21 protein-coding genes are annotated in these 20971 nt (G+C 69.6%); 13 read left to right on the top strand and 8 right to left on the bottom strand.

Annotation, left to right across the window (positions count from 1 at the left end):
- Positions 1 to 140: 140 nt before the first annotated feature.
- On the top strand, positions 141 to 1763 hold the full coding sequence (gene groL / locus ACLBWP_RS16740; protein WP_123656295.1) for a chaperonin GroEL: 1623 nt from the start codon (positions 141 to 143) through the stop codon (positions 1761 to 1763).
- A gap of 414 nt (positions 1764 to 2177) precedes the next feature.
- Positions 2178 to 3086, top strand: a complete 909-nt coding sequence (locus ACLBWP_RS16735; RefSeq protein ID WP_447656002.1) for a hypothetical protein — start codon at positions 2178 to 2180, stop codon at positions 3084 to 3086.
- Between the two features lie 220 nt (positions 3087 to 3306).
- On the opposite strand, the gene ACLBWP_RS16730 is transcribed toward ACLBWP_RS16735, so the two are convergent.
- From ACLBWP_RS16730 to ACLBWP_RS16710, 5 genes are all read right to left on the bottom strand, one after another.
- A complete protein-coding gene (locus tag ACLBWP_RS16730) occupies positions 3307 to 5025 on the bottom strand; it encodes a sensor histidine kinase (RefSeq protein WP_243562909.1) in 1719 nt (572 codons plus the stop codon).
- Between the two features lie 68 nt (positions 5026 to 5093).
- A complete protein-coding gene (locus ACLBWP_RS16725) occupies positions 5094 to 5789 on the bottom strand; it encodes a response regulator transcription factor (RefSeq protein WP_056120555.1) in 696 nt (231 codons plus the stop codon).
- Between the two features lie 22 nt (positions 5790 to 5811).
- Entirely contained in the window at positions 5812 to 7527 is a 1716-nt protein-coding gene (locus ACLBWP_RS16720) for a DNA repair helicase XPB (protein ID WP_447656001.1), read from the bottom strand.
- A gap of 30 nt (positions 7528 to 7557) precedes the next feature.
- Positions 7558 to 9327, bottom strand: a complete 1770-nt coding sequence (locus ACLBWP_RS16715; protein ID WP_243562907.1) for a helicase-associated domain-containing protein — start codon at positions 9325 to 9327, stop codon at positions 7558 to 7560.
- A 28-nt stretch (positions 9328 to 9355) separates the two neighbouring features.
- Positions 9356 to 9658 (bottom strand): multidrug ABC transporter ATPase, encoded by a 303-nt coding sequence (locus ACLBWP_RS16710; protein ID WP_243562906.1) that lies wholly within the window; start codon positions 9656 to 9658, stop codon positions 9356 to 9358.
- 50 nt (positions 9659 to 9708) lie between these two features.
- Between ACLBWP_RS16710 and ACLBWP_RS16705 the strand changes: the two genes are divergently transcribed.
- The gene (locus ACLBWP_RS16705) at positions 9709 to 10086 is read left to right on the top strand and encodes a cold-shock protein (RefSeq protein WP_243562905.1); all 378 of its coding nucleotides are present in this window, start codon (positions 9709 to 9711) and stop codon (positions 10084 to 10086) included.
- Positions 10083 to 10703, top strand: coding sequence for a DUF3027 domain-containing protein (locus tag ACLBWP_RS16700; protein ID WP_447656000.1), 621 nt, complete (start codon positions 10083 to 10085; stop codon positions 10701 to 10703). Before ACLBWP_RS16705 ends, ACLBWP_RS16700 begins: the two co-directional genes overlap by 4 nt.
- 240 nt (positions 10704 to 10943) lie before the next feature.
- Here the strand turns inward: ACLBWP_RS16700 and serC are convergent, their stop codons facing one another.
- Positions 10944 to 12062 carry a phosphoserine transaminase gene (serC, locus tag ACLBWP_RS16695; RefSeq protein ID WP_447655999.1) on the bottom strand — a complete coding sequence of 373 codons (1119 nt, stop codon included), beginning with the start codon at positions 12060 to 12062 and terminating at the stop codon, positions 10944 to 10946.
- Positions 12063 to 12184: 122 nt separating this feature from the next.
- Between serC and ACLBWP_RS16690 the strand changes: the two genes are divergently transcribed.
- The 8 genes from ACLBWP_RS16690 to ACLBWP_RS16655 all read left to right on the top strand — a co-directional run bounded on the left by ACLBWP_RS16690 (position 12185) and on the right by ACLBWP_RS16655 (position 18195).
- Positions 12185 to 12880, top strand: a complete 696-nt coding sequence (locus ACLBWP_RS16690; RefSeq protein WP_243562902.1) for a metal-dependent transcriptional regulator — start codon at positions 12185 to 12187, stop codon at positions 12878 to 12880.
- A gap of 353 nt (positions 12881 to 13233) precedes the next feature.
- Positions 13234 to 14154 (top strand): C40 family peptidase, encoded by a 921-nt coding sequence (locus ACLBWP_RS16685; RefSeq protein ID WP_447655998.1) that lies wholly within the window; start codon positions 13234 to 13236, stop codon positions 14152 to 14154.
- A 336-nt stretch (positions 14155 to 14490) separates the two neighbouring features.
- Entirely contained in the window at positions 14491 to 14985 is a 495-nt protein-coding gene (locus ACLBWP_RS16680; protein WP_243562901.1) for an HNH endonuclease, read from the top strand.
- Between the two features lie 230 nt (positions 14986 to 15215).
- Positions 15216 to 15854: a hypothetical protein gene (locus ACLBWP_RS16675; RefSeq protein WP_447655997.1), complete on the top strand. Its 639-nt coding sequence runs from the start codon at positions 15216 to 15218 to the stop codon at positions 15852 to 15854.
- A 5-nt stretch (positions 15855 to 15859) separates the two neighbouring features.
- The gene (locus ACLBWP_RS16670) at positions 15860 to 16447 is read left to right on the top strand and encodes an SdpA family antimicrobial peptide system protein (RefSeq protein ID WP_447655996.1); all 588 of its coding nucleotides are present in this window, start codon (positions 15860 to 15862) and stop codon (positions 16445 to 16447) included.
- A 1-nt stretch (position 16448) separates the two neighbouring features.
- The gene (locus ACLBWP_RS16665; protein ID WP_447655995.1) at positions 16449 to 17390 is read left to right on the top strand and encodes a sporulation-delaying protein SdpB family protein; all 942 of its coding nucleotides are present in this window, start codon (positions 16449 to 16451) and stop codon (positions 17388 to 17390) included.
- Positions 17387 to 17716, top strand: coding sequence for an SdpI family protein (locus ACLBWP_RS16660; RefSeq protein ID WP_447655994.1), 330 nt, complete (start codon positions 17387 to 17389; stop codon positions 17714 to 17716). Before ACLBWP_RS16665 ends, ACLBWP_RS16660 begins: the two co-directional genes overlap by 4 nt.
- Entirely contained in the window at positions 17713 to 18195 is a 483-nt protein-coding gene (locus ACLBWP_RS16655) for a DUF1648 domain-containing protein (RefSeq protein ID WP_447655993.1), read from the top strand. Before ACLBWP_RS16660 ends, ACLBWP_RS16655 begins: the two co-directional genes overlap by 4 nt.
- Before the next feature lie 14 nt (positions 18196 to 18209).
- Here the strand turns inward: ACLBWP_RS16655 and ACLBWP_RS16650 are convergent, their stop codons facing one another.
- Entirely contained in the window at positions 18210 to 19541 is a 1332-nt protein-coding gene (locus ACLBWP_RS16650) for a PQQ-dependent sugar dehydrogenase (protein WP_447655992.1), read from the bottom strand.
- A gap of 126 nt (positions 19542 to 19667) precedes the next feature.
- Here ACLBWP_RS16650 and ACLBWP_RS16645 point away from each other — a divergent pair, with 126 nt between their 5' ends.
- Positions 19668 to 20429, top strand: a complete 762-nt coding sequence (locus ACLBWP_RS16645) for an SDR family NAD(P)-dependent oxidoreductase (RefSeq protein WP_243562894.1) — start codon at positions 19668 to 19670, stop codon at positions 20427 to 20429.
- An 88-nt stretch (positions 20430 to 20517) separates the two neighbouring features.
- Here the strand turns inward: ACLBWP_RS16645 and ACLBWP_RS16640 are convergent, their stop codons facing one another.
- Positions 20518 to 20919 carry an arsenate reductase ArsC gene (locus tag ACLBWP_RS16640; protein WP_447655991.1) on the bottom strand — a complete coding sequence of 134 codons (402 nt, stop codon included), beginning with the start codon at positions 20917 to 20919 and terminating at the stop codon, positions 20518 to 20520.
- Between the last annotated feature and the right edge of the window lie 52 nt (positions 20920 to 20971).

The following is a 20971-nucleotide window of genomic DNA, read 5'->3' as shown; positions in this document are numbered from 1 at the left end:
AGGGGTCGAGTGCCAGAATCGGGCTTGGCACTCGGTCGTACTGAGTGCCAGGTGCACCGGCTGACGCCGCGTGCGCAGGCGCTCGGTCACGCTGAGTGCCGGAAGACCCCCACGTTGTCCTGGAGGGACGAGAAACTCACATGGCAAAGATCATTGCTTTCGACGAAGAGGCCCGTCGTGGCCTCGAGCGCGGCCTGAACCAGCTGGCCGACGCCGTGAAGGTGACGCTCGGCCCGCGCGGCCGCAACGTCGTCCTCGAGAAGAAGTGGGGCGCCCCCACGATCACGAACGACGGTGTCTCCATCGCCAAGGAGATCGAGCTCGACGACCCGTACGAGAAGATCGGTGCCGAGCTCGTCAAGGAGGTCGCCAAGAAGACCGACGACGTCGCCGGTGACGGAACGACCACCGCGACCGTGCTCGCCCAGGCCCTGGTCCGCGAAGGCCTGCGCAACGTCGCAGCCGGCGCCGACCCCGTCTCGCTGAAGCGCGGCATCGAGAAGGCCGTCGCGGCCGTCTCGGACCAGCTGCTCGCGAACGCCAAGGAGATCGAGACCAAGGACCAGATCGCCGCCACCGCGTCGATCTCGGCCGCGGACCCGACCATCGGCGCGCTCATCGCCGAGGCGATCGACAAGGTCGGCAAGGAAGGCGTCGTCACCGTCGAGGAGTCGAACACCTTCGGCACCGAGCTCGAGCTCACCGAGGGCATGCGCTTCGACAAGGGCTACCTGTCGCAGTACTTCGTCACCGACCCCGAGCGTCAGGAAGCCGTCTTCGAAGACGCCTACATCCTGATCGTCAACTCGAAGATCTCGAACATCAAGGACCTGCTGCCGGTCGTCGACAAGGTGATCCAGGCAGGCAAGCAGCTCCTCATCATCGCCGAGGACGTCGACGGCGAGGCCCTGGCCACGCTCGTCGTGAACAAGATCCGCGGCATCTTCAAGTCCGTCGCCGTCAAGGCCCCGGGCTTCGGTGACCGTCGCAAGGCCATGCTGCAGGACATCGCGATCCTGACCGGTGGCCAGGTCATCTCCGAAGAGGTCGGCCTCAAGCTCGAGAACGCCACGCTCGACCTGCTGGGCAAGGCGCGCAAGGTCGTCATCACCAAGGACGAGACCACCATCGTCGAAGGTGCCGGCGACACCGAGCAGATCGCGGGCCGCGTCCGTCAGATCCGCTCCGAGATCGAGGCGACCGACTCCGACTACGACCGCGAGAAGCTCCAGGAGCGCCTCGCGAAGCTCGCCGGTGGCGTGGCCGTCATCAAGGCGGGTGCTGCGACCGAGGTCGAGCTCAAGGAGCGCAAGCACCGCATCGAGGACGCCGTCCGCAACGCCAAGGCCGCTGTGGAAGAGGGCATCGTCGCCGGCGGTGGCGTCGCCCTGATCCAGGCCGGCAAGGTCGCGCTCGACTCGCTCACCCTCGAGGGTGACGAGGCGACCGGTGCGAACATCGTCCGCGTGGCCATCGACGCGCCGCTCAAGCAGATCGCGCTCAACGCCGGTCTCGAGCCGGGTGTCGTGGCCGCCAAGGTCCGCGAGCTCGAAGCGGGCTGGGGCCTCAACGCCGCGACCGGCGAGTACGTCGACCTGATCGCCGCGGGCATCATCGACCCCGCCAAGGTCACGCGCTCGGCGCTGCAGAACGCTGCGTCGATCGCCGGTCTGTTCCTGACGACCGAGGTCGTCGTCGCCGACAAGCCCGAGCGCGCCGCGGCCGCTCCGGCTGGCGACCCGACGGGTGGCATGGACTTCTGATCCAGTCCTGACACGGAAGGGCCCTTGCACGCTGCGCGTGCGGGGGCCCTTCTGCGTGCCGGGGGCGGTGCCGGGAGCGGGTGCTGCCGCGTGCCGGGGCGGTGCCGGGGGCGGGGCTGCCGCGTGCCGGGGCTGCCGCGTGCCGGTCCGGAGCTCCCGCAACGACCGGTCACAACACCCCGCTCACGTCCGCTGAGCGGTCACGAACTGTCGGTCCGCCGGGCCTGGAGCGACGACGTGCGACCAGTCGGCGTCAGACCGCCGGTGATTCCTCACCGGTGAGATCGGCGGGTGGGCCCGGACGCGGCCAGAACACCGCTTCGAGGTCCTGCACAGGAGGCTCGGCACGCCTGGTTCTCCACAGTTCCGTCCGACGAGCGGTTGCGACCACGGCGGTCGACGTCATGATCGAGGATGCCCCGCCTGCGACCCCTGCCCGGAGACCTCGGACGCGGAGCCTTCCGGGTCTCCGACGCCGCTGCCCTCGGAGTGAACGGCGAACGGCTCCGTCGTTCTGACCTGTCCGCTCCGGTGCACGGCGTTCGTGTCGCCATGGGCAACGAGGGATTCGCGTCGTTCATCGAGGCGCTGGCGCTCGTCATGCGTCCGGACCAGTTCTTCAGTCACACCACCGCGGCGCGACTGTGGGGTGCACCGCTTCCCCGCGCCGTGCAGGACGACCCGACGGTGCACGTGTCCACGACCGCGGATGGAGCTCGGATGCGTCGGCCCAACGTCCGCGCCCATCGCCTCTCGGCCGCCCAGGCGGTCGAGCATTCCGGGCTGTCGCTGGCCACGCCCGCAACGGCCTGGGCGCAGTGCGCGTCACTGCTCGGGGTCCGCGCGCTCGTCGCCGTCGGGGACCACTTCGTGGGGCGGAGCGAGTTCGCGACGACGATCGATGCCCTCGGCGCGGCGATCGTCCCGGGCTCCCGGTCCTCGGTGGTTGCGCGGACGGCGGCCGATCTGGTCCGGGTGGGCTCCGAGTCCGCGATGGAGTCGTTGTTCCGGCTGGCGTTGGTCGACGCGGGGTTCCCCGAACCCGAGCTCAACGTCGACGTCCGCGATCCGGACGGCCGACTGCTCGGACGGGTCGACATGGCGTGGCCCGAGCTCAAGATCGCGTTCGAGTACGACGGCGACCACCATCGTGAGCGAGACGTGTTCCAGCACGATCAGCGCCGCGACAACGGATTCGTCGTCAACGACTGGATCGCCGTGCACGCCACCGCGGCGGACGCACATCGCCCCGCGGACGTCTTCGAGCGTCTGCGTCAGGCCTTCGAGCAGCGACTGGGCAGCACCCGTCGACTCGCAGCGTGATCAGGGCCGAAGGGCTCCGAACCGGCTCCGCGCGTGATCCTGAGTGGTCACGACATCCCGCTCGCCGAGCACCGACCGGTCGAAGAACGTCGATCGGGCACCGCGCGAGCGACGTTCTTCGACCACTCGGCGAACACGAGCGGGGTGTTGTGACCGGTGGTGGCGAGGGGCAGGGACACGTGCGCGTCAGGCGATGGGCGCGGCGCGGGTCGGGCGGGCGTCAGGGCGTGGGGGACTCGGGAGCGGGGGTCGGGGCCCAGTCGCGGGGGAGCAGGGGCAGCCAGATGCGGAAGGTGGCCCCGCCGCCCGGGGTGTCGATGACCTCGACGGAGCCGCCGTGTGCCGCGACGATGCCCGACACGATGGCGAGCCCCAGGCCCGATCCGCCGGTGTCGCGGGCGCGCGAGGTGTCGGCACGCCAGAAGCGCTGGAAGATCTTCTCGCGCAGCTGCGGCGGGATGCCCTCGCCGTGGTCGATGACGTCGATGTGCGCCATGTCGCGGTCGTCGTCGACCCCGATGCCGATCTCGATGGGGTCGTCGTGCGCGGTGAACCGCATCGCGTTGCCCATCAGGTTCGTCACGACCTGGCGGATCTTGTTCTCTTCGGCCAGGACGATCGGCGGGCGCTTCGGCAGCACGACGGTGGGCAGCGGGGTGGTCTCGGGGTCGATGGCACCCTCGAGCTCCATCGCGCGGTTGCGGCGCGTGCGCAGGCGGGCGAGCGTCTGGCGCGAGAACGCGATCGGGCCCGTGGTGTTGGCGGAGGGGGACATCGGCGCGGAGTCGGGCGAGGTCGGCGACACAGCGCCGGGTCCGAACGCCGAGGGTGCCCGGACGGCCTGCGGGACGTTCTCGCCGGTGACCGAGTCCTCGACCAGCACCTGGATCTCGCGGTCGGGGTTCGACGCCATGGTGTCGAGCGCGGAGTCGCGTGCGATGACCACGAGGTCGACGGGCCCCAGTTCGAGCGGCTTCGACTCGTCGATGCGGGCGAGCTGCAGCAGGTCCTGCACGAGCAGGCCCATGCGCTGGGCTTCCTTCTCGATGCGCTCCATCGCCTGGGCGACGTCCTCGTCCTTGCGGAGCGCCCCCATCCGGTACAGCTCGGCGTACCCGCGGAGTGACACCAGTGGCGTGCGGAGCTCGTGCGAGGCGTCACCCACGAAGCGACGCATCTGGGCGATGGTGCGCTCGCGGTCCTCGAACGCGCTGTCGATCCGCTCGAGCATGGCGTTGAGGGACCGGTTCAGGCGGCCGACCTCGGTGTTGGGGGTGTCGGCGTCGAGGCGCTGGTTGAAGTCACCGGCGGCGAACCGGGCGGCCGTGTCCTCGACGTCGCGCAGCGGGTCGAACGTCGCCGTCACGAGCAGCCGGGTGAGCATCGCCCCGAGCAGGATCACCGAGGCGCCGAAGCCCAGGAAGATGAAGGTGAACCGGGCGATCGTCTGGTCGGTGTCGGCGCTGGAGACCGCGACGAGCACGTAGCCGGTCTCGGTGGCGCCGGTCGACAGGTTCTGCAGGTTGGCCGGGATGACCTGTGCGCGCCACTCGTGGTTGTGCTGCTTGTCGTACAGCGTGAACGGCGTGGTCATCTTGGTGGCCGTGGCGAAGTCGAGCGCCGAGATGTCCGGCCGGGTGGTGGACTGCGTGTCGCAGATCTGCTTGCCGTCGCTGTCGTAGGCGGCCACGTACGAGCTCTCCTGGACCACGACGGAGAGCTTGCAGTACTGCTCGCCGTCGGAGACGTTCTGCCCCTCGAGCTGCGACGTCGTCGTCGTCACCTGGTCGTTCAGGCGCTGGACCAGGTAGGTGGAGAGCACCGTCATGGTGCCGAGCCCCGCGACGAGCAGCCCGAGCGCCACCAGGAGCACCGTGATGCCGGTGATCTTGGTGCGCAGGGAGATGCCGTCCCACCAGCGGTTCATTCTCGAGTGCATCGTGCCTCAACGGTAGACGGCGCCCGCCCGGCGAAACCGGACGAGCGCCGTGAGAACCAGGACGTCGACTACGAGGCCTTGGACGCCTTGAGCATGTAGCCGAAGCCGCGCTTGGTCTGGATGATCGGCTCGGTCGAGTACTGGTCGAGCTTGCGACGCAGGTACGAGATGTAGGACTCGACGATGCCGGCGTCGCCGTTGAAGTCGTACTCCCACACGTGGTCGAGGATCTGCGCCTTGGACAGCACCCGGTTCGGGTTGAGCATCAGGTAGCGCAGCAGCTTGAACTCGGTGGGCGAGAGCTCGATCTGCGCGTCGCCGATCGTGACCTCGTGGGTGTCCTGGTCCATCGTGAGCTCGCCAGCGCGGATGATCGCGTCTTCTTCGTCGTTCATCGTGCGTCGCAGGATCGCCTTGATGCGGGCGACGATCTCGTCGAGCGAGAACGGCTTGGTGACGTAGTCGTCGCCGCCGACCGTGAGCCCGGTGATCTTGTCCTCGGTGTCGTCCTTCGCCGTCAGGAACAGGATCGGCGAGGTGTACCCGGACGACCGCAGCCGCTTCGTGACGCCGAAGCCGTTCATGTCGGGGAGCATGACGTCGAGGATGATGAGGTCCGGCTCTTCCTCGAGCACGGCGGAGATCGCCTGTGCGCCGTTGCCGACGGCACGGACGGCGAACCCGGCGAAACGCAGCGAGGTCGTCAGGAGGTCGCGGATGTTCGGCTCGTCATCGACGATGAGGATCTTGGGTCCATCGGTCATGGCCCTATCCTCTGACTGTTCCCTAGGCGTTTCCTGAGAGCGCCTGGGGTACGCCCTGGATCTGGTCGGCATCGAGGATCGTGTACGAGTAGCCCTGCTCCGCCAGGAACCGCTGCCGGTTCTGCGCGAAGTCCTGGTCGACGGTGTCCCGCGTCACGAGCGTGTAGAACGACGCCGGCAGGCCGTCCTTGTTCGGACGCAGCAGTCTGCCCAGACGCTGGGCCTCTTCCTGCCGGGACCCGAACGACCCCGACACCTGGATGGCCACCGTGGCGTCCGGCAGGTCGACCGAGAAGTTCGCGACCTTGGACACCACGAGCACGTCGATCGAACCGTCGCGGAACTCCTGGTACAGCCGCTCGCGTTCGTCGACGGGCGTGGAGCCCGTGATCTCGGCCGCGTCGAGCGACGACGCCAGCGCGTCGAGCTGGTCGATGTACTGGCCGATCACCAGGATCTGCTCACCCCGGTGCTGGTCGATGAGCGCACGCACCACCGGGGTCTTCGCCGGGGTCGTCGCCGCGAGCCGGTAGCGCTCGTCGTCGCCGGACGCCGCGTACTCGAGCCGGTCCTCGTGCGGCAGGTCGATGCGCACCTCGTAGCACTCGGCGGGGGAGATGTAGCCCTGGGCCTCGATCTCCTTCCACGGCGCGTCGTACCGCTTCGGTCCGATGAGCGAGAACACGTCGCCCTCGCGCCCGTCCTCGCGGACCAGTGTCGCGGTCAGGCCCAGACGTCGACGGGCCTGCAGGTCGGCCGTCAGCTTGAAGACGGGTGCCGGCAGCAGGTGCACCTCGTCGTAGACCACCAGGCCCCAGTCGAGGGCGTCGAGCAGCGACAGGTGCGTGTACTCGCCCTTCCGGCGGGCGGTCAGGATCTGGTACGTCGCGATCGTGACCGGGCGGATCTCCTTGACGCTGCCGGAGTACTCGCCGATCTCGTCCTCGGTCAGGCTGGTCCGCTTCAGCAGCTCGGAACGCCACTGCCGGGCGGAGACGGTGTTGGTGACCAGGATGAGCGTGGTCGCCTTGACCGTGGCCATCGCGCCGGCGCCGACGAGCGTCTTGCCCGCACCACAGGGCAGCACGACCACGCCGGACCCTTGCGCGAAGAAGCTCTGCACTGCGTCCTGCTGGTACTGGCGCAGGTCCCACTCGGTGGTGTCGAGGTCGATCGCGTGCGGTTGCCCCGGTGTGTACCCGGCCAGGTCCTCGGCGGGCCAGCCGAGCTTCACGAGCTCTTGCTTGACCTGTCCGCGCGCCCACTGCTGCAGTTCGATCGCGGTGTCCGAACGCTTGTCGCCGAGCAGCGGCTTGATCCGCTTGGAGCGGGTGACCTCGGCCAGGACCGACGGGTCGGTCGCGGTCAGCAGCAGCGTGGGCTGGCGCTCGAGTTCCTCGGACGGGGAGTTCGCGATCACGGGAGCGTCGGCCGGGTCCTCGCGACGGATCACGAGCCGTCCGTAGCGGGCGACCGTGTCGCGGATGTCGACCGTCACGCTCTGCGGCACCGGGAACTTCGCGTAGCGCTCGAGCGTGTCGATCATGCTCTCGGCGTCGTGGCCGGCGGCACGTGCGTTCCACAGGCCCAGGCGCGTGACCCGGTAGGTGTGCACGTGTTCGGGCGCGCGTTCGAGCTCGGCGAACACCGCGAGCTCGTGGCGTGCGTCGTCGGCGTCGGGGTGCGCCACCTCGAGCAACACGGTGCGGTCGCTCTGGACGATCAGCGGTCCGTTCATGACCTGCCAGCCTAGCGGTGCGCGCCTGGGTCAGGCTTCGCTGTCGACGGACACGACGAGCGACAGGGGCAGCGTGCGCTCCACGTCGGCCGTGGTGTCCTTGCCGCGGACACGTCCGGCGGCGACGGACGTGGGCACGATCGAGAACGGCCGCTCGGTGCCGTCCGGCATCTTCACGACCACGCGGATCGGTGTGCGGCCCCGCACGGCCAGGTCGATCTGGCGCCCGAGCCACTCCTGCTCCGGTTCGGCAGCGCCGCGTTCGGTCGTCAGCCGGAGCCGTCCGACGACGGCGCGGGCCGCCGCTTCCGGCGAGCGGCTGGCGACACGGCGACGGCCTGGAGGCCCGTGGTGCGTCTCCGGGCGGGCGCCGGGTTGCAGCACGGCCGGGTAGCGCTGGTCCTCGAGCGCGGCGTGCACGACGTGCGCCGGGTAGCGGGTCACCAGGGTCGTCAGGTCGGGCCGTTCCCACGCCATCTGGCGCAGCTCGGCGTCCACCCCGATCAGGTCCAGCTGGTCGGGGGTGCCGCGCACCACCGCACCGAGACCGTCCTGGGCACGGTCGACCACGATGCTGCCGTCGCGCGCCGCGACCTCGTCGACCAGGTACGCCAGGGGCTGCGGCACGCCGGTCAGTCCGAGGCGCTCGAACAACCCGAGCACGTCGTCGCGGGAGCGGCCGGCGCGCAGTGCCCGGCGCAGGGAGTCGTCCGACACCCGGTACCGCGCGGCGAGTCCGGGCGCTTCGAGGTCCGCGACGCTCCGGAGTTCGGCGTCCGTGGCGGGGGCCAGCGGTCCCGGGGCGATCACGGTCAGGTCGTGCTGCAGGTAGACACCGTCGACGGTCTGCGGCAGGTCCGCCTGTGCGGCCCGAGCCGCGACGTCGGGGTCGTCACCGAGCAGGGCGGCACCGGTGTCGGTGACGACGCCGTCGACGGTCACCCCGAGGGCGTTCGCCGTGCCGCCGACGTCGAGCAGCGTCGCGTCGAGCCAGCGCGCACCCGCCGGGAAGGCCCAGCGCCCGAGCGTGACCAGGTCGGTCCAGTCGGCGCCGGCGGTCGTCAAGACCTCGTGCACGGCCGGGTCGAGTCCGTCGTGCCAGCGGGCGACGAGGTCCCGCCAGCGCTCGGGCCACGCCGTCGTCAGCCAGCCACGACCGGCGTCCGTGAGGGTCCAGGTGCCCTCGTCCGGTGCGGTGAAGCGGATGTGCGCGAGCAGTCCCAGGCGGTCGGGCACGACCTCGGCATCGCTGCCGGAGCGCTCGGCGAGCACCCGGGCGAGCGGGGAGCCGATGCCGCCCTTGACGAGTTCCCGCACGCCGCCGTCGTCGACCGCACGCAGGAGTTCCGCGAGCACCGTCATCGTCGCGAACGCGTGCTCGGCGCCCGTGGCGCGCGCGGCGTCCGGATCGGCCACGTCGGGGACGGGACCGGCGTGTCGGGCTGCAGCGGGGCCTCCAGGCAGGTCGGTCAGGTCGGGGTGGGCGGCCACGCGTGCGGCGACCGCGTCGTCGACCTGGCCGTCGTGGTCCGCCAGCCCGAGGGCCACCGCTGGGGCGAGGTCCGTGCCGGCGGTGCCGTCACGGAGCGCCAGCAGCGTGCGGCGGGGGAGTCGCTCGACCGCGGCGTCGACCGCGGCGTCGGCGCGGAACGCCTCGGCCAGGTCGAAGAAGTCGGTGATGCTCTGCGGTCCGGTCTCGCCCAGGACAGCGGTGGGCAGACCCCGCGCGACGATGAGCCGTTCGAGGTCGTCATCCGGCATCGCCCGCAGTCGGGCGGCCAGGTCGGCGGTGGTCGTCATCGTCCTTCGCCAGCGTCCGGTGCGGACGTCAGCGGGTTTCCTTCCGGTGTTCGCGGGCCTTGCGGGTCCACGTCACGCCCAGCAGCACGAAGATCAGGACCAGCGCGATGGGCGGCCCGAAGTACAGGATGCCCAGCACGGTCGGCCAGATGCCGTCCCCGGGGATGGTGCCGAGGGTCAGCCAGCCGATGATCATGGCGGCGAAGCACAGGATCGTGAACAGGATGATCCCACCGACCATGAACGCGAGCGTGCGTTCGGTACGATTGAACGTCGCCGGGGGTTCTGCGGAGTTCCGCGTGTCCCCGGGTGATCGGGTCGGCTTGGCCATCTGCCCAGGATATCCGCACCACGGCCGCACAACCATCGAGGAGTCCACGCATGCCCACCGGCAAGGTCAAGTTCTACGACGACCAGAAGGGGTTCGGGTTCATCACCGGCGACGACGGCGACCAGGTCTTCCTGCACGCGTCCTCGCTGCCCGAAGGCCTGACCACGGTCAAGGCCGGCGCGCGGCTCGAGTACGGCGTCGTGCAGGGCAACAAGGGCTCACAGGCGCTCTCCGTCCACCTGCTCGACCCGAAGCCGTCGCTGGCGAAGATGTCGCGACGCTCCGCAGACGACATGGCCGTGATCGTCGAGGACCTGGTGAAGGAGCTCGACCGGATCAGCGGTGACCTCCACCACGGCCGCTACCCGAAGAACGGCCCCCGCATCGCCGCCATCCTGCGGCACGTCGCAGACCAATTGGACGCATGACCATGACGACCGACCACACCGACCTGACCGCCCTGGCACGCACTGCGCTGCTCGAGGTCACTCCGGAGTCGACCATCGGCGCGCCCGCCGGCACCACGGACGAGGGCGACGGGGTGGTCTCGGTCCTGTTCGCGAACCGCCTGCCCGGGTACCCGGGGTGGCGCTGGACCGTCAGCATCGCGCAGGTCGAGGGCGACGAGCCGACCGTGCTCGAGGTCGAGCTGATGCCCGGCGACGGGTCGCTCGTCGCGCCAGAGTGGGTCCCGTGGTCCGAGCGGCTGGCCGAGTACCGCGCGGCGCAGGACGGCGAGGGGCACGACGGCGAGTCGGACGACGACGAGTCGGATGACGACGACGGGTCGGACGACGACGAGTCGGATGACGACGACGAGTCGGATGACGACGACGACGATGACGACGATGACGACGAGTCGGATGACGACGACTCGGACGACGACGATGACGACGACGAGTCGGATGACGACGACGAGTTCGACGACGACGACTTCGAGGATGCGGACGAGGGCGACCTCGCCGAGTCGGACGACGACGAGATCGAGGGCGTCGACGTCGACCAGCTCGCCGACGTCCGCGAGCCCGACCACGACGAGCGGTAGCGCGCACCACCACGCTCCAGACACGGCATCGCGGGCATCCGCGGTGCCGTGTCTGTCTGTCTGCCCGACGCTTCTGCCTTGCGAGTGGTCACGACACCCCGTCGGTGCGACGTCGAGCGGTCAGAGATCGTCGTTCGCGACGCGGCCGAGCGACGATTCGTGACCGCTCGGCGGACGTGAGCGGGGTGTCGTGACCACTCGGGGCGGGGGCGGGGCGGGGCTGTCCGGCGCCGGGCAGACTCAGGCGCCGAGCTGCTCCACGACGTAGGTGATCGCGCGGACGAGCTGCTGCACGTCGTCGGGGTCGATCGCCGTGAAGGTCGCCACCCGCAGCTGGTTCCGCCCGAGCTTGCGGTAGGGCTCGGTGTCGACGATGCCGTTCTGCCGGAGCGCCGCCGCCACGGCAGCGGCGTCGATGGCGTCGTCGAGGTCGATCGTCGCGACGACCTGCGACCGGTGCTCGGGATCCGTCACGAACGGCGTCGCCCAGTCGACGGACTCGGCCCAGTCGTACAGCGTGGACGACGACGTCTTGGTCCGGGTGTCGGCCCACGCCAGGCCGCCCGAGCCGTTGATCCACGACACCTGGTCGTCGAGCAGCAGCAGCGTCGTCAGTGCCGGCGTGTTCAGGGTCTGGTTCAGCCGCGAGTTGTCGACCGCGTTCTTGAGTGACAGGAACTCGGGGATGTACCGGCCCGAGGCGGCGATGCGCTCGACCCGCTCGATCGCGGCGGGCGAGAACAGGGCCAGCCAGAGCCCGCCGTCCGAGGCGAAGTTCTTCTGCGGCGCGAAGTAGTAGACGTCGGCGGCGCTGACGTCGAACGCCGCACCACCGGCAGCACTGGTGGCGTCGACGACGGTCAGTGCACCGGGGTCGCCCTCGGCTCGGACGACCGGCGCCATCACCCCGGTCGAGGTCTCGTTGTGCGGGTACGCGTAGACGTCGACGCCCTCGACGATCTCGAGCTCGGAGCGCGAGCCACCCGGGGCCTGGACGACGTGCGGTGCCTCGAGCCACGGGGCGGCAGCGGCCTTGGCGAACTTGGACCCGAACTCGCCGAACGACAGGTTCTCGGCGCGGCGCTCGATCAGTCCGAAGGCGGCGGCGTCCCAGAACGCGGTCGACCCGCCGTTGCCCAGGACGACCTCGTAGCCGTCGGGCAGCTGGAAGAGCTCGGCGAGACCGGAGCGCACCGAGCCGACCAGGTCCTTGACGGGCTTCTGGCGGTGGGAGGTGCCGAGGATCGTCGCGCCGCGGGTCACCAGGGACTCGAGCTGTGCGCCGCGGATCTTGGACGGGCCGCAGCCGAATCGTCCGTCGGTCGGGAGGAGGTCAGCGGGGATGACGATGTCGGCCATGGACCGATCCTACCGACGCTGGTATCCCACCTGGTCGCGCGTCTGCCGCAAAGCACGGTGAGGGTTTGTCGGCCTGAACAAGTAGGGTGGGTCGCGCTGGAGCCAGACATGAGAGGCGGACCGTGACGGATCTCGTCGACACCACCGAGATGTACCTGCGGACGATCCTCGACCTCGAGGAAGAGGGGATCGTGCCGCTGCGCGCGCGCATCTCCGAGCGTCTGGGGCACTCCGGTCCGACCGTCTCGCAGACGATCGCCCGCATGGAGCGCGACGGTCTGGTGGTCGTGTCCGGCGACCGGCACCTCGAGCTCACCGTCGAAGGCCGCTCGCGGGCGACGCACGTCATGCGCAAGCACCGCCTGGCCGAACGACTGCTCTCCGACGTGATCGGGCTCGACTGGGCGTTCGTCCACGACGAGGCCTGCCGGTGGGAGCACGTCATGAGCGAGCAGGTCGAGATCCGCCTGCTCGAGATGCTCGGCAACCCGACCGAGTCTCCGTACGGCAACCCGATCCCCGGCCTGGCCGAGATCGGTGGTCCCGACGCCGGCGGCTTCCTCGACGGCGTCCGCAACATCGTCTCCGCGACCGAGGGCACCGATGCGGTCGCCACCGGCGTGATCCGGCGTCTCGGTGAGCCGGTGCAGTTCGAGCCCGAGCTGCTGCACCAGCTGCGGTCCGCCGGGGTCATGCCCGGCCGGCTGGCCAGTGTCCAGCGCGCGGGTGCGTACGTGGCGGTCCGCGTCGAGGGCGAGGACGCCGGCATCGAGCTCCCCGCCGAGGTCGCGCAGCACGTCTACATCGACGCCGCCTGACGCACCGGACGACCTCCGCGCAGCCCGCGGGGTACAGCGTCGGGGGACGGCGTCGAGCGTTTGACACGGGCTGTGTCGGAAAATCGAACATCCGCGCTGACCAGGGCTTCTTTACCATTTTGTTACCAAGGGCCGTTTTCGTCTCGACAAGGTAACGGTGCGCCCGTATGCTCGACGAGTCCCCGGGCTGACAACGACCCGGGAACCCGTGGCAGGACGTCTCGAACCCGTCTCCTGCCTCGATCGGAGACGATGACGAACGGATGGGGTTGCGCACGTCGGTCCATGACCGGCGGGTGATGACGAGACGCCGGAGACCCATTCCCTTGACGCAGACCGGTACCGCCGCGGACGTGACGCCCGTGAACCCGACGAACACCGAGAACGCCACCGACGCCCCGCTCACCCGGCGGGCAGCGCGCGAGGCCGAAGGCCACACGCCCCGTCGATCCCCGGCCACCACCGCGATGCGTGCGACCGGCACCCACGCCGTGCGCAAGGCCGCTCCGGCTCCCCGCCCGACCACGGGCCCGTCGTCCGTGTCGCGCAAGCGCAAGTTCATGGCCCCGATCGTCCTGACGGTCGCCGTCGGCATGTTCGGCACGATGGCCGTCCCCGCCGCCTTCGCCGCGACGCAGCCGACCGGTGCCTCCGACGCCGCCACTGCGCAGCAGGCCATCCGCACCACCGAGAGCCAGCAGCTGTCCGTCTCCGACGCCGCTGCCCTCGCCGACACCAGCCGCGACGGCTACGGCGCGACCTCGCAGGCGTCGCTCGACTCGGCCAAGCACGCTGCCGACGTCGCCGCCGCCCGTGCAGCCGCCGCCAAGCAGTACGCCGCGTACACCGGTCCGACGGCGAACGACTACCTCGCCGCGAAGACGACCACCACGACGAACACCGCCGTGGCGCCCGCCGCCGGCACGCCGTTCTCGCTGCCGGCCGTCGTCGCGACCGCCAAGCAGTACATCGGCACCCCGTACGTCTTCGGCGGCGCCACCCCGGCCGGCTTCGACTGCTCGGGCTACGTGATGTTCGTCTACGCCCAGTACGGCATCAACCTGGCGCACTCGGTGCCGCTGCAGGACCAGGCCGGCACCACGATCCCCGAATCCGAGGCTCAGCCCGGTGACGTCGTGATCTTCAACAACGAGGCTCACGACGGCTTCTACATGGGCAACGGCATGATCATGGACGCCCCCAAGCCCGGTGGCGCGGTCTCGATCCGTCCGATCTGGACCAGCGACTACCACATCGTCCGGATGGGCATCTGACGCCCGACCAGTACCTGAACACTCTCCGAACCGGCCCAGCACCCCTCGTGCTGGGCCGGTTCGTGGGTTAATCTGACCCCATCGGCCCGTCACGGCCCGAACAGGAGACCCGATGTCCACGTCACACACGACCCGCACCATGGGTCGGCGCGCGTACGTGGACATACGGTCGACGACGACCTGCGTGCACCCGCACGTCCCGGTGTGACCGAGAGCACTGCCCGCCAGGGTGGTGCTCTTCTTCGTTCCGGGGGCAGTCCGTCCTCACCCGTTCGTCCCGACCGGTCCGGTGCCCGCACCGCCTGGAAGCCGTCCAGGCTCGTCGGAAGGGAACCCATGCGCACTCTCGTCCTCAACGCCGGTTACGAGCCCCTCGCGGTCATCTCGTTCCGACGGGCCCTCGTGCTGGTCATGAACCAGAAGGCCGCCATCGTCGCCGCTGACGTCGAGCACCCGATCACGGGGTCGACGTCCACCTACGACCGTCCGTCCGTCATCATCCTGACCCGGTACGTGCGGATCCCGCACTCCCGGCTGGTCCCGGTGTCGCGCCGAGGCGTGCTCCGTCGTGACGCCAACCGCTGCGCCTACTGCGACCGGCACGCCACGACCATCGACCACGTCCAGCCGAAGTCGCGCGGTGGCGCCGACTCGTGGGAGAACCTCGTCGCGTGCTGCCTGGCGTGCAACAACGCCAAGGGCGACCGCACGCCGCGCGAGATGGGCTGGCAGCTACGGATCCGCCCGCGGGCACCGCACGGCTCGAGCTGGGTGGTGCGTGGCGTGGAGCGTCCGCAGGCCGAGTGGGACGAGTACCTGGTGGCCGCGTAGCGACCAGAGTACGGACGGGAGGCCCGGTGCCAGCTGGCACCGGGCCTCCTGTCTGTGGCGGAGGGGGTTGCGTGAGGTGCAAGACCCTCGTCTCCGGTGGCTCGATCTCTGGATGGATACGTTGTCGAGGGTGTGAAATGTAACACCCGACAGTGTAGAGTTTCAGTGAGGTTGCAACGTCGCGACTGGAAGACGATCCATCGCTGCGCCTCGTGATTCGAGAGGGTCCCATGAAGTTCTCACGCACGATGATCACCTTGTCGACCACCGCGGCCTTGGTTGCTGGGACAACGGTCCCTGCGGCACCAGCCACAGCGGCAGCCTCTCCAACGGTGCCGCGCAGCGCAGTCTCGGCGTCGGCGGGCGCCCTCCAGTACTCTGACCGCGACGTCGTCGACTTCCTGGTGTTCGGTCGCGGAGCCATCGCGAACGAGCATCCGGAGCTCTTGACGAACATGGGCATCACGACGATCGCGGGAGCCCCGGCATCCGTGACCGACCAGCTTCTCATGGACCTCAAGTCCGTCGACCCGGCGTTCAACAAGCGCGTGACAGCGGAAGCGCAGGCTGGAGACCCGTACAAGGCGGAAGCATCGATCAAGGCGTTCAATGGTGACGTCGAAGCGGTCGCCGCGAAGTACCAGGTCACGCAGAAGACCGTCCGCGCAGTGTCGAGTTCGGCAACCGCCAGAGGGCAGGTCTATGCGTTCGCCAACTACGTCGTGAGTGTCCAGGTCGCGGTCGCCGCGTCGCTTGCTGTCAGCGTCATCGGCGTCGTCGCGGCGCTGGCCGTGATCGCGTACCAAAAGCCCAGTGACTCCTCGGCCATCGCTCGCCAGGACTTTGCCAACTCCTGGGCAACGCTGTAATCGGCATGTTCAACGGTGACACAACGGGACGCTTCGCCTCGACGGAGACGGAGCGTCCCGCCCGGCTGGCCTTCGGCATCGCCATCGCGGTGGTGTGCGCGTTCTTGGCGCTCACCGTCGTCGCGTCCTGGTCCACGAATGTTCTCGCAAGCGTTGGCAACGGCGGCCCGCGGCAGGCACTGCAAGTACTCGTCCCTCAGGGCTGGGCGTTCTTCACGAAGAGTCCTGAGGGCATCACCCTCGTGCCGTACAAGACCACTGCGGCCGGCTCCTGGGTGCGCGCCGACTCTCTCCCGCAGAGCAACGACTCCAACCTGTTCGGCCTGAGCCGCAATCAACGCGCACAGAGTACCGAACTGGCCATCGTCGCCGCCGCAGTGCCCACGTTCACCCCCTGCGAGGACTACCTCACCACTTGCCTCGAAAAACCGATCAAGAACGTCATCACGCTCAAGAACGAGACGAACACGAAACACTTCTGCGGCTCATACCGGATCGTCCAGCAGGAGCCGGTGAAGTGGGCGTACCGAAGCGCAGTGCCAGATCCAGTCCGAGTCGCTCGGTACGTCGACGTGACAGTCGAGTGTGCCTGAGATGAATCCGATCCAGGATCTCCGGGCCGGCTTCAACGCACTCGCCGCCAATCTCGACCACTTCGACGGGGAGTCTCTCCGGCCGCAGGCGGGCCGCTCGATCATCGCGCTTGCCCAGCTGCTGACTCTCGCACTCACCAGCTGGCCGGCCCTCACCGCCGATGTTCTCGGCCGTCTGCCGGAGATGTACTGTGCGGGCCCGAGGAGCATCTCGATGTTCTGCCTCGGATCCAGCACACCCAACGAGACCGGTCGGTGGATCGCAATCGCTGTGTGTGTTCTGGTCGTCAGTGGCATCTACCCGCGGTGGACGAGCATCTTGCATGCCTGGGTGGCCATCTCGATGGCGGTGTCCCTCTCGCTGCCCGACGGCGGCGAAGCCGTCGCAGTCTTCAGCTGCGTGCTCCTCATCGGTGTTCTCGTGCCCAACAGCAAACCGTTTGCCTGGCGTCGCACCGAGTCAGAGTCACCTCCCGTCCTGAGAGCGATCGGCTACGCAGCGTCACTCGCGCTCTGCCTGCAGGTGGCCGGGATCTACTTCGAGAGCGGACTCGCGAAGCTGGCGGTTGCCGACTGGGCGAACGGCTCCGCTGTCTACTACATCGTCCGGGACCCGATGTTCGGGAGTGTCGGACTTGTCGGCTCGGTTGTCGCCGAGATCACCGCGCATCCGCTCGGTACTGCTCTCTTCACGTGGGGGACGATCGTTGCTGAGTGCTGCATCGCGGTGGCATTCCTGCTCCCGCATCGCTTCAAGCGCTACGGGCTGGTCGGAGTCATCCTCCTCCACACGAGCATCGCGATCATCATGGGCCTGTGGTCATTTGCCCTGGTGATGATCGGCACAGCCGTAGTCGCCTCGTACGACCTGCGACCGGCTGCCGACAGGAACAGCGTCGACCTCGCGGGCGCGAATGTCGCTCGAGAAAGGAGCACATCATGATCATCTGGACTGCGGTTTCAGCCCTCGTCCTTGCAATGGCACTTGTCTGCGCGCGAGGTTGGGTGAGACCGAACCACGGGGTCGGGCTGCGCATTCCCGCGACGCAGCGGAGTGAAACTGCCTGGCGCGTGGGGCATCGCGCCGCTGTTCCCGCTGCTGTCACGGGAACCGCGGTCATCGCGATCGCACTGGTCATCTCGCTCGCTGACCCCGCGACCGCTCCCGCAATGATGGTCGTGGCGGTCATCGCCTTCGTCGGCGAGCTCGTCTGGATGGTCCTCGCTGCCAACCGTGCCGCCTCTCGCGTGTCCGTTCACCATCCATGAGTGCGCACGACCACGCTTCGCCACGAACGGCAGCACAAGGTCAACCGACCAGGCTGCTGAGCCCGGCGCTGCTCCTGGCTGCAGTGATGTCATGGTTTCCTCCAGGCGTCCTCGTGCTGGTCCGGCTCACATCATCGGACGTTCCAGCGCGCGTGCCGACACACTGGAGCGGTGCGGGCGTCGTCGACGGGTGGGGCTCATCGACCTTCGCCTTCTGGTCACTGCTGGTGCCGGGCGTGGTCGGGGCGTTCATCTGCTCGGTCCTCGCGGTGGTCCTCGCGACGGACACCACCAGGATCAAAGCAGCGGTCGCCATCGGTCTCGTCTCGGCCGTCACCGGAGGAATCGCTTCGGCCTGGTTCACGATGGCCCTCAGCGCGACCGGCTCGTCGGCGGCGCTCCTGCCGGTGCTCGCTGCCGTCGTCTGGGGTGGGTTGGTCTTCGGCATCTGCCTCCTGCGACGGAATCCGGTCGACTGATCGTCCGCCCCGCATCACGCTCCGGGCGTGAGCCGGTAGACCAGACCGGCAGCGTCGTCCGTCACGTACAGCGCACCGTCCGGTCCGGGTACCGCGTCGACGGACCGTCCCCAGCGGGACCCGGACGCCGTCTGGAACCCCTCGACGATCGTGTGCGGCTGGCCGAGCGTCCTGGTGTCGTCGTCCCAGGCGCTGTAGGACACCGACGGCGGTCGCGGAGGCTGCCGGTTCCACGACCCGTGCGTGGTGATCAGCGCGCCGTCCGCGTAGGCGTCCGGCAGCGCGCTGCCCCGCGTGAAGACGAAGCCGATCGGGGCACTGTGCGCCGGCAGTCCGACCATCGTCGGGGTCACGGTGCTGCAGTCGAGCGCGTCGCCGTCGGGGTTGTTCGCCGGCTGCCGCACGTACCCCAGGTCGAGCAGGTCGGGCTTGCCGCGGGAGTCGGGCACACAGTACGGCCACCCGAGCTCGGTGCCGCGGGTGATCCGGGTGACCTGGTCGTTCGGGTGCTCGTTGACGTACGCCTGGTCCCGCTGGCCGTACTTCCCGCTGCCGTCGTGGAAGGGGTAGGGCTGCTGGTCGGCCTGGTTCACCGCGGTGAACAGCGTGCCGTCCGGGGCGTGGGCGAGCCCCTCGCCGTTGCGGACCCCGGTGGCCAGCAGTGTGTCGCCGGTACCGTCCAGCCCGATCTGCCGGATGACGGCGCGGTCGGGGTTCGCCTGCCGGTCGGCGCCGCTGTCGTTCGTGCCGGAGCCGATGTCGTACGTGACGATGCCGTTCCGCACGGCGACGAACTTGCCGCCGTGGCCGCCGGTCGGCAGGTCGTCCACCAGGACCCGGCGGTCGGTGAGTGCGCCGTTCCGCCAGCGCCACGTGACGATGCGCGAGTCCTCGCCGAGCACGACGACGGTCTGACCGCCCTGCTGCGTGACGGCCACACCCTGGGGATCGTCGAGGCCGGACGCCAGGCGCTGCACGGCGGGAACGCGGTCACCGCTGCGGGGCGTGAGCCGGAGCAGTCCGCCCTGTCCGCCCGTGGTCAGGAGCATGCTGCCGTCGGGCAGCCACGCCGCCATGCGCGCGCCGTCGGCGTCGGCCCACACCTCGGCCCGCCAGCCCTTCGGGATCCGGAGCGATCGGCCCGAGGCGGCACCGGCATCCGCCCCGTCCGCGACGGTGAGCCGGACGGATCGCAGACCGCTCGCGGGGTTCCCGGTGACCGCGGCGCTGCTGCCGGTGCTCGTCGGTGCGGCGCCGGTCGGTGCCGCGGTGGCCGTGCAGGCCGTGACGCTGGCGACCAGCAGCACGGCCGCCGCCACTCCGGTGATCCGGTGGGTCGTCGACATGGGGTGTCCTTCCGGTGAACCTGGCATGTGTCCACGGCCCAGTGTCCGCTCTCGTGCACGGCGGACGCTGCGTAGGGTCGGGAACAGGACGACGCCGACGTCGTCCGCATCGACGGAGGGCACCACATGACATCCCCGTTCAGCCTGGACGGCCGCACCGCCGTGGTCACCGGCGGCAACCAGGGCCTGGGCAAGGCGTTCGCGTTCGGCCTCGCCGAAGCCGGAGCCCGGGTCGCGATCGTCGGTCGCTCCGCCGAGCGGAACGCGCAGGTCGCATCGGAAGCCGCTGCCGCCGGGCACGCGTTCGTGACCATCACGGCGGACATCACCGACGACGCGCAGGTCACCCGCATGACGGACGAGGCACTGGCGGCGTTCGGGCACATCGACGTCCTGGTCAACAACGCGGGCACGTGCGTGCACGACGAGGCCTTCGCCGTCACCGACCAGGCGTGGGACGACGTGTTCGCGCTGAACGTCCGGGCGCTCTGGAAGGCGACGATCGCGGTCGGTGCGCACATGCGCGACGCTGGCTCGGGGTCGATCGTCAACATCGGCAGCATGTCCGGCATCATCGTGAACCGCCCGCAGTGGCAGCCCGCGTACAACGCGTCCAAGGCGGCGGTGCACCACCTGACGAAGTCGCTCGCGGTGGAGTGGGCGCCGTACGGCATCCGGGTGAACGCCCTGGCGCCGGGCTACGTGAAGACCGAGATGGCACCCGTCGACCGCCCGGAGTTCCAGCGGTACTGGGTCGAGGACACCCCGCAGCAGCGCTTCGCCCTGCCCGAGGAGATCGCGCCGAGCGTGGTGTTCCTGGCCAGCGACGCGGCGTCCTTCATCACGGGGTCCGTCCTGGTGGCGGACGGCGGGTACACCGCCGTCTGACGACGCGGGGGATGCGCGGGACGCGCCGGACTGGAGGCTCGTGGCGGGGCCGCCACGAGCCTCCAGTCCGGCTCCGGGCCGGGTCGCGTCAGGCGGTGAGCTCCGCGACGAGCGTCGCGACCCGACGGCGGACGTCGTCGCGGACCTGCCGGACCACTTCGAGGGGCTGCCCCGCCGGGTCGGTGAGGTCCCAGTCCTCGTAACGCTTGCCGGGGAACACCGGGCACGCGTCGCCGCAGCCCATCGTCACGACGACGTCGGCCTGGCGCACGGACTCGGTGGTCAGGACCTGCGGCTGCTCGCCGGCGATGTCGATGCCCTCCTCGGCCATGGCCTGCACGGCGACCGCGTTGATCTGGTCGGCGGGCTCGGACCCGGCGGAGAACACGTCGACCCGGTCCCCGGCCAGGTGGCGCAGGAACCCGGCGGCCATCTGCGAGCGGCCGGCGTTGTGGACGCAGACGAACAGGACGGCGGGCTTCGTGGTCATCGGGGGTTCCTCCGGGCGGTGTTGTCGAGTGCTCGGTGGAGCGTAGCGTCAC

This window comes from Microbacterium sp. M1A1_1b, from assembly GCF_053345565.1.
Note: the sequence above shows the minus strand (reverse complement) of the source record. Positions and strands in the feature narration are given on the sequence as shown.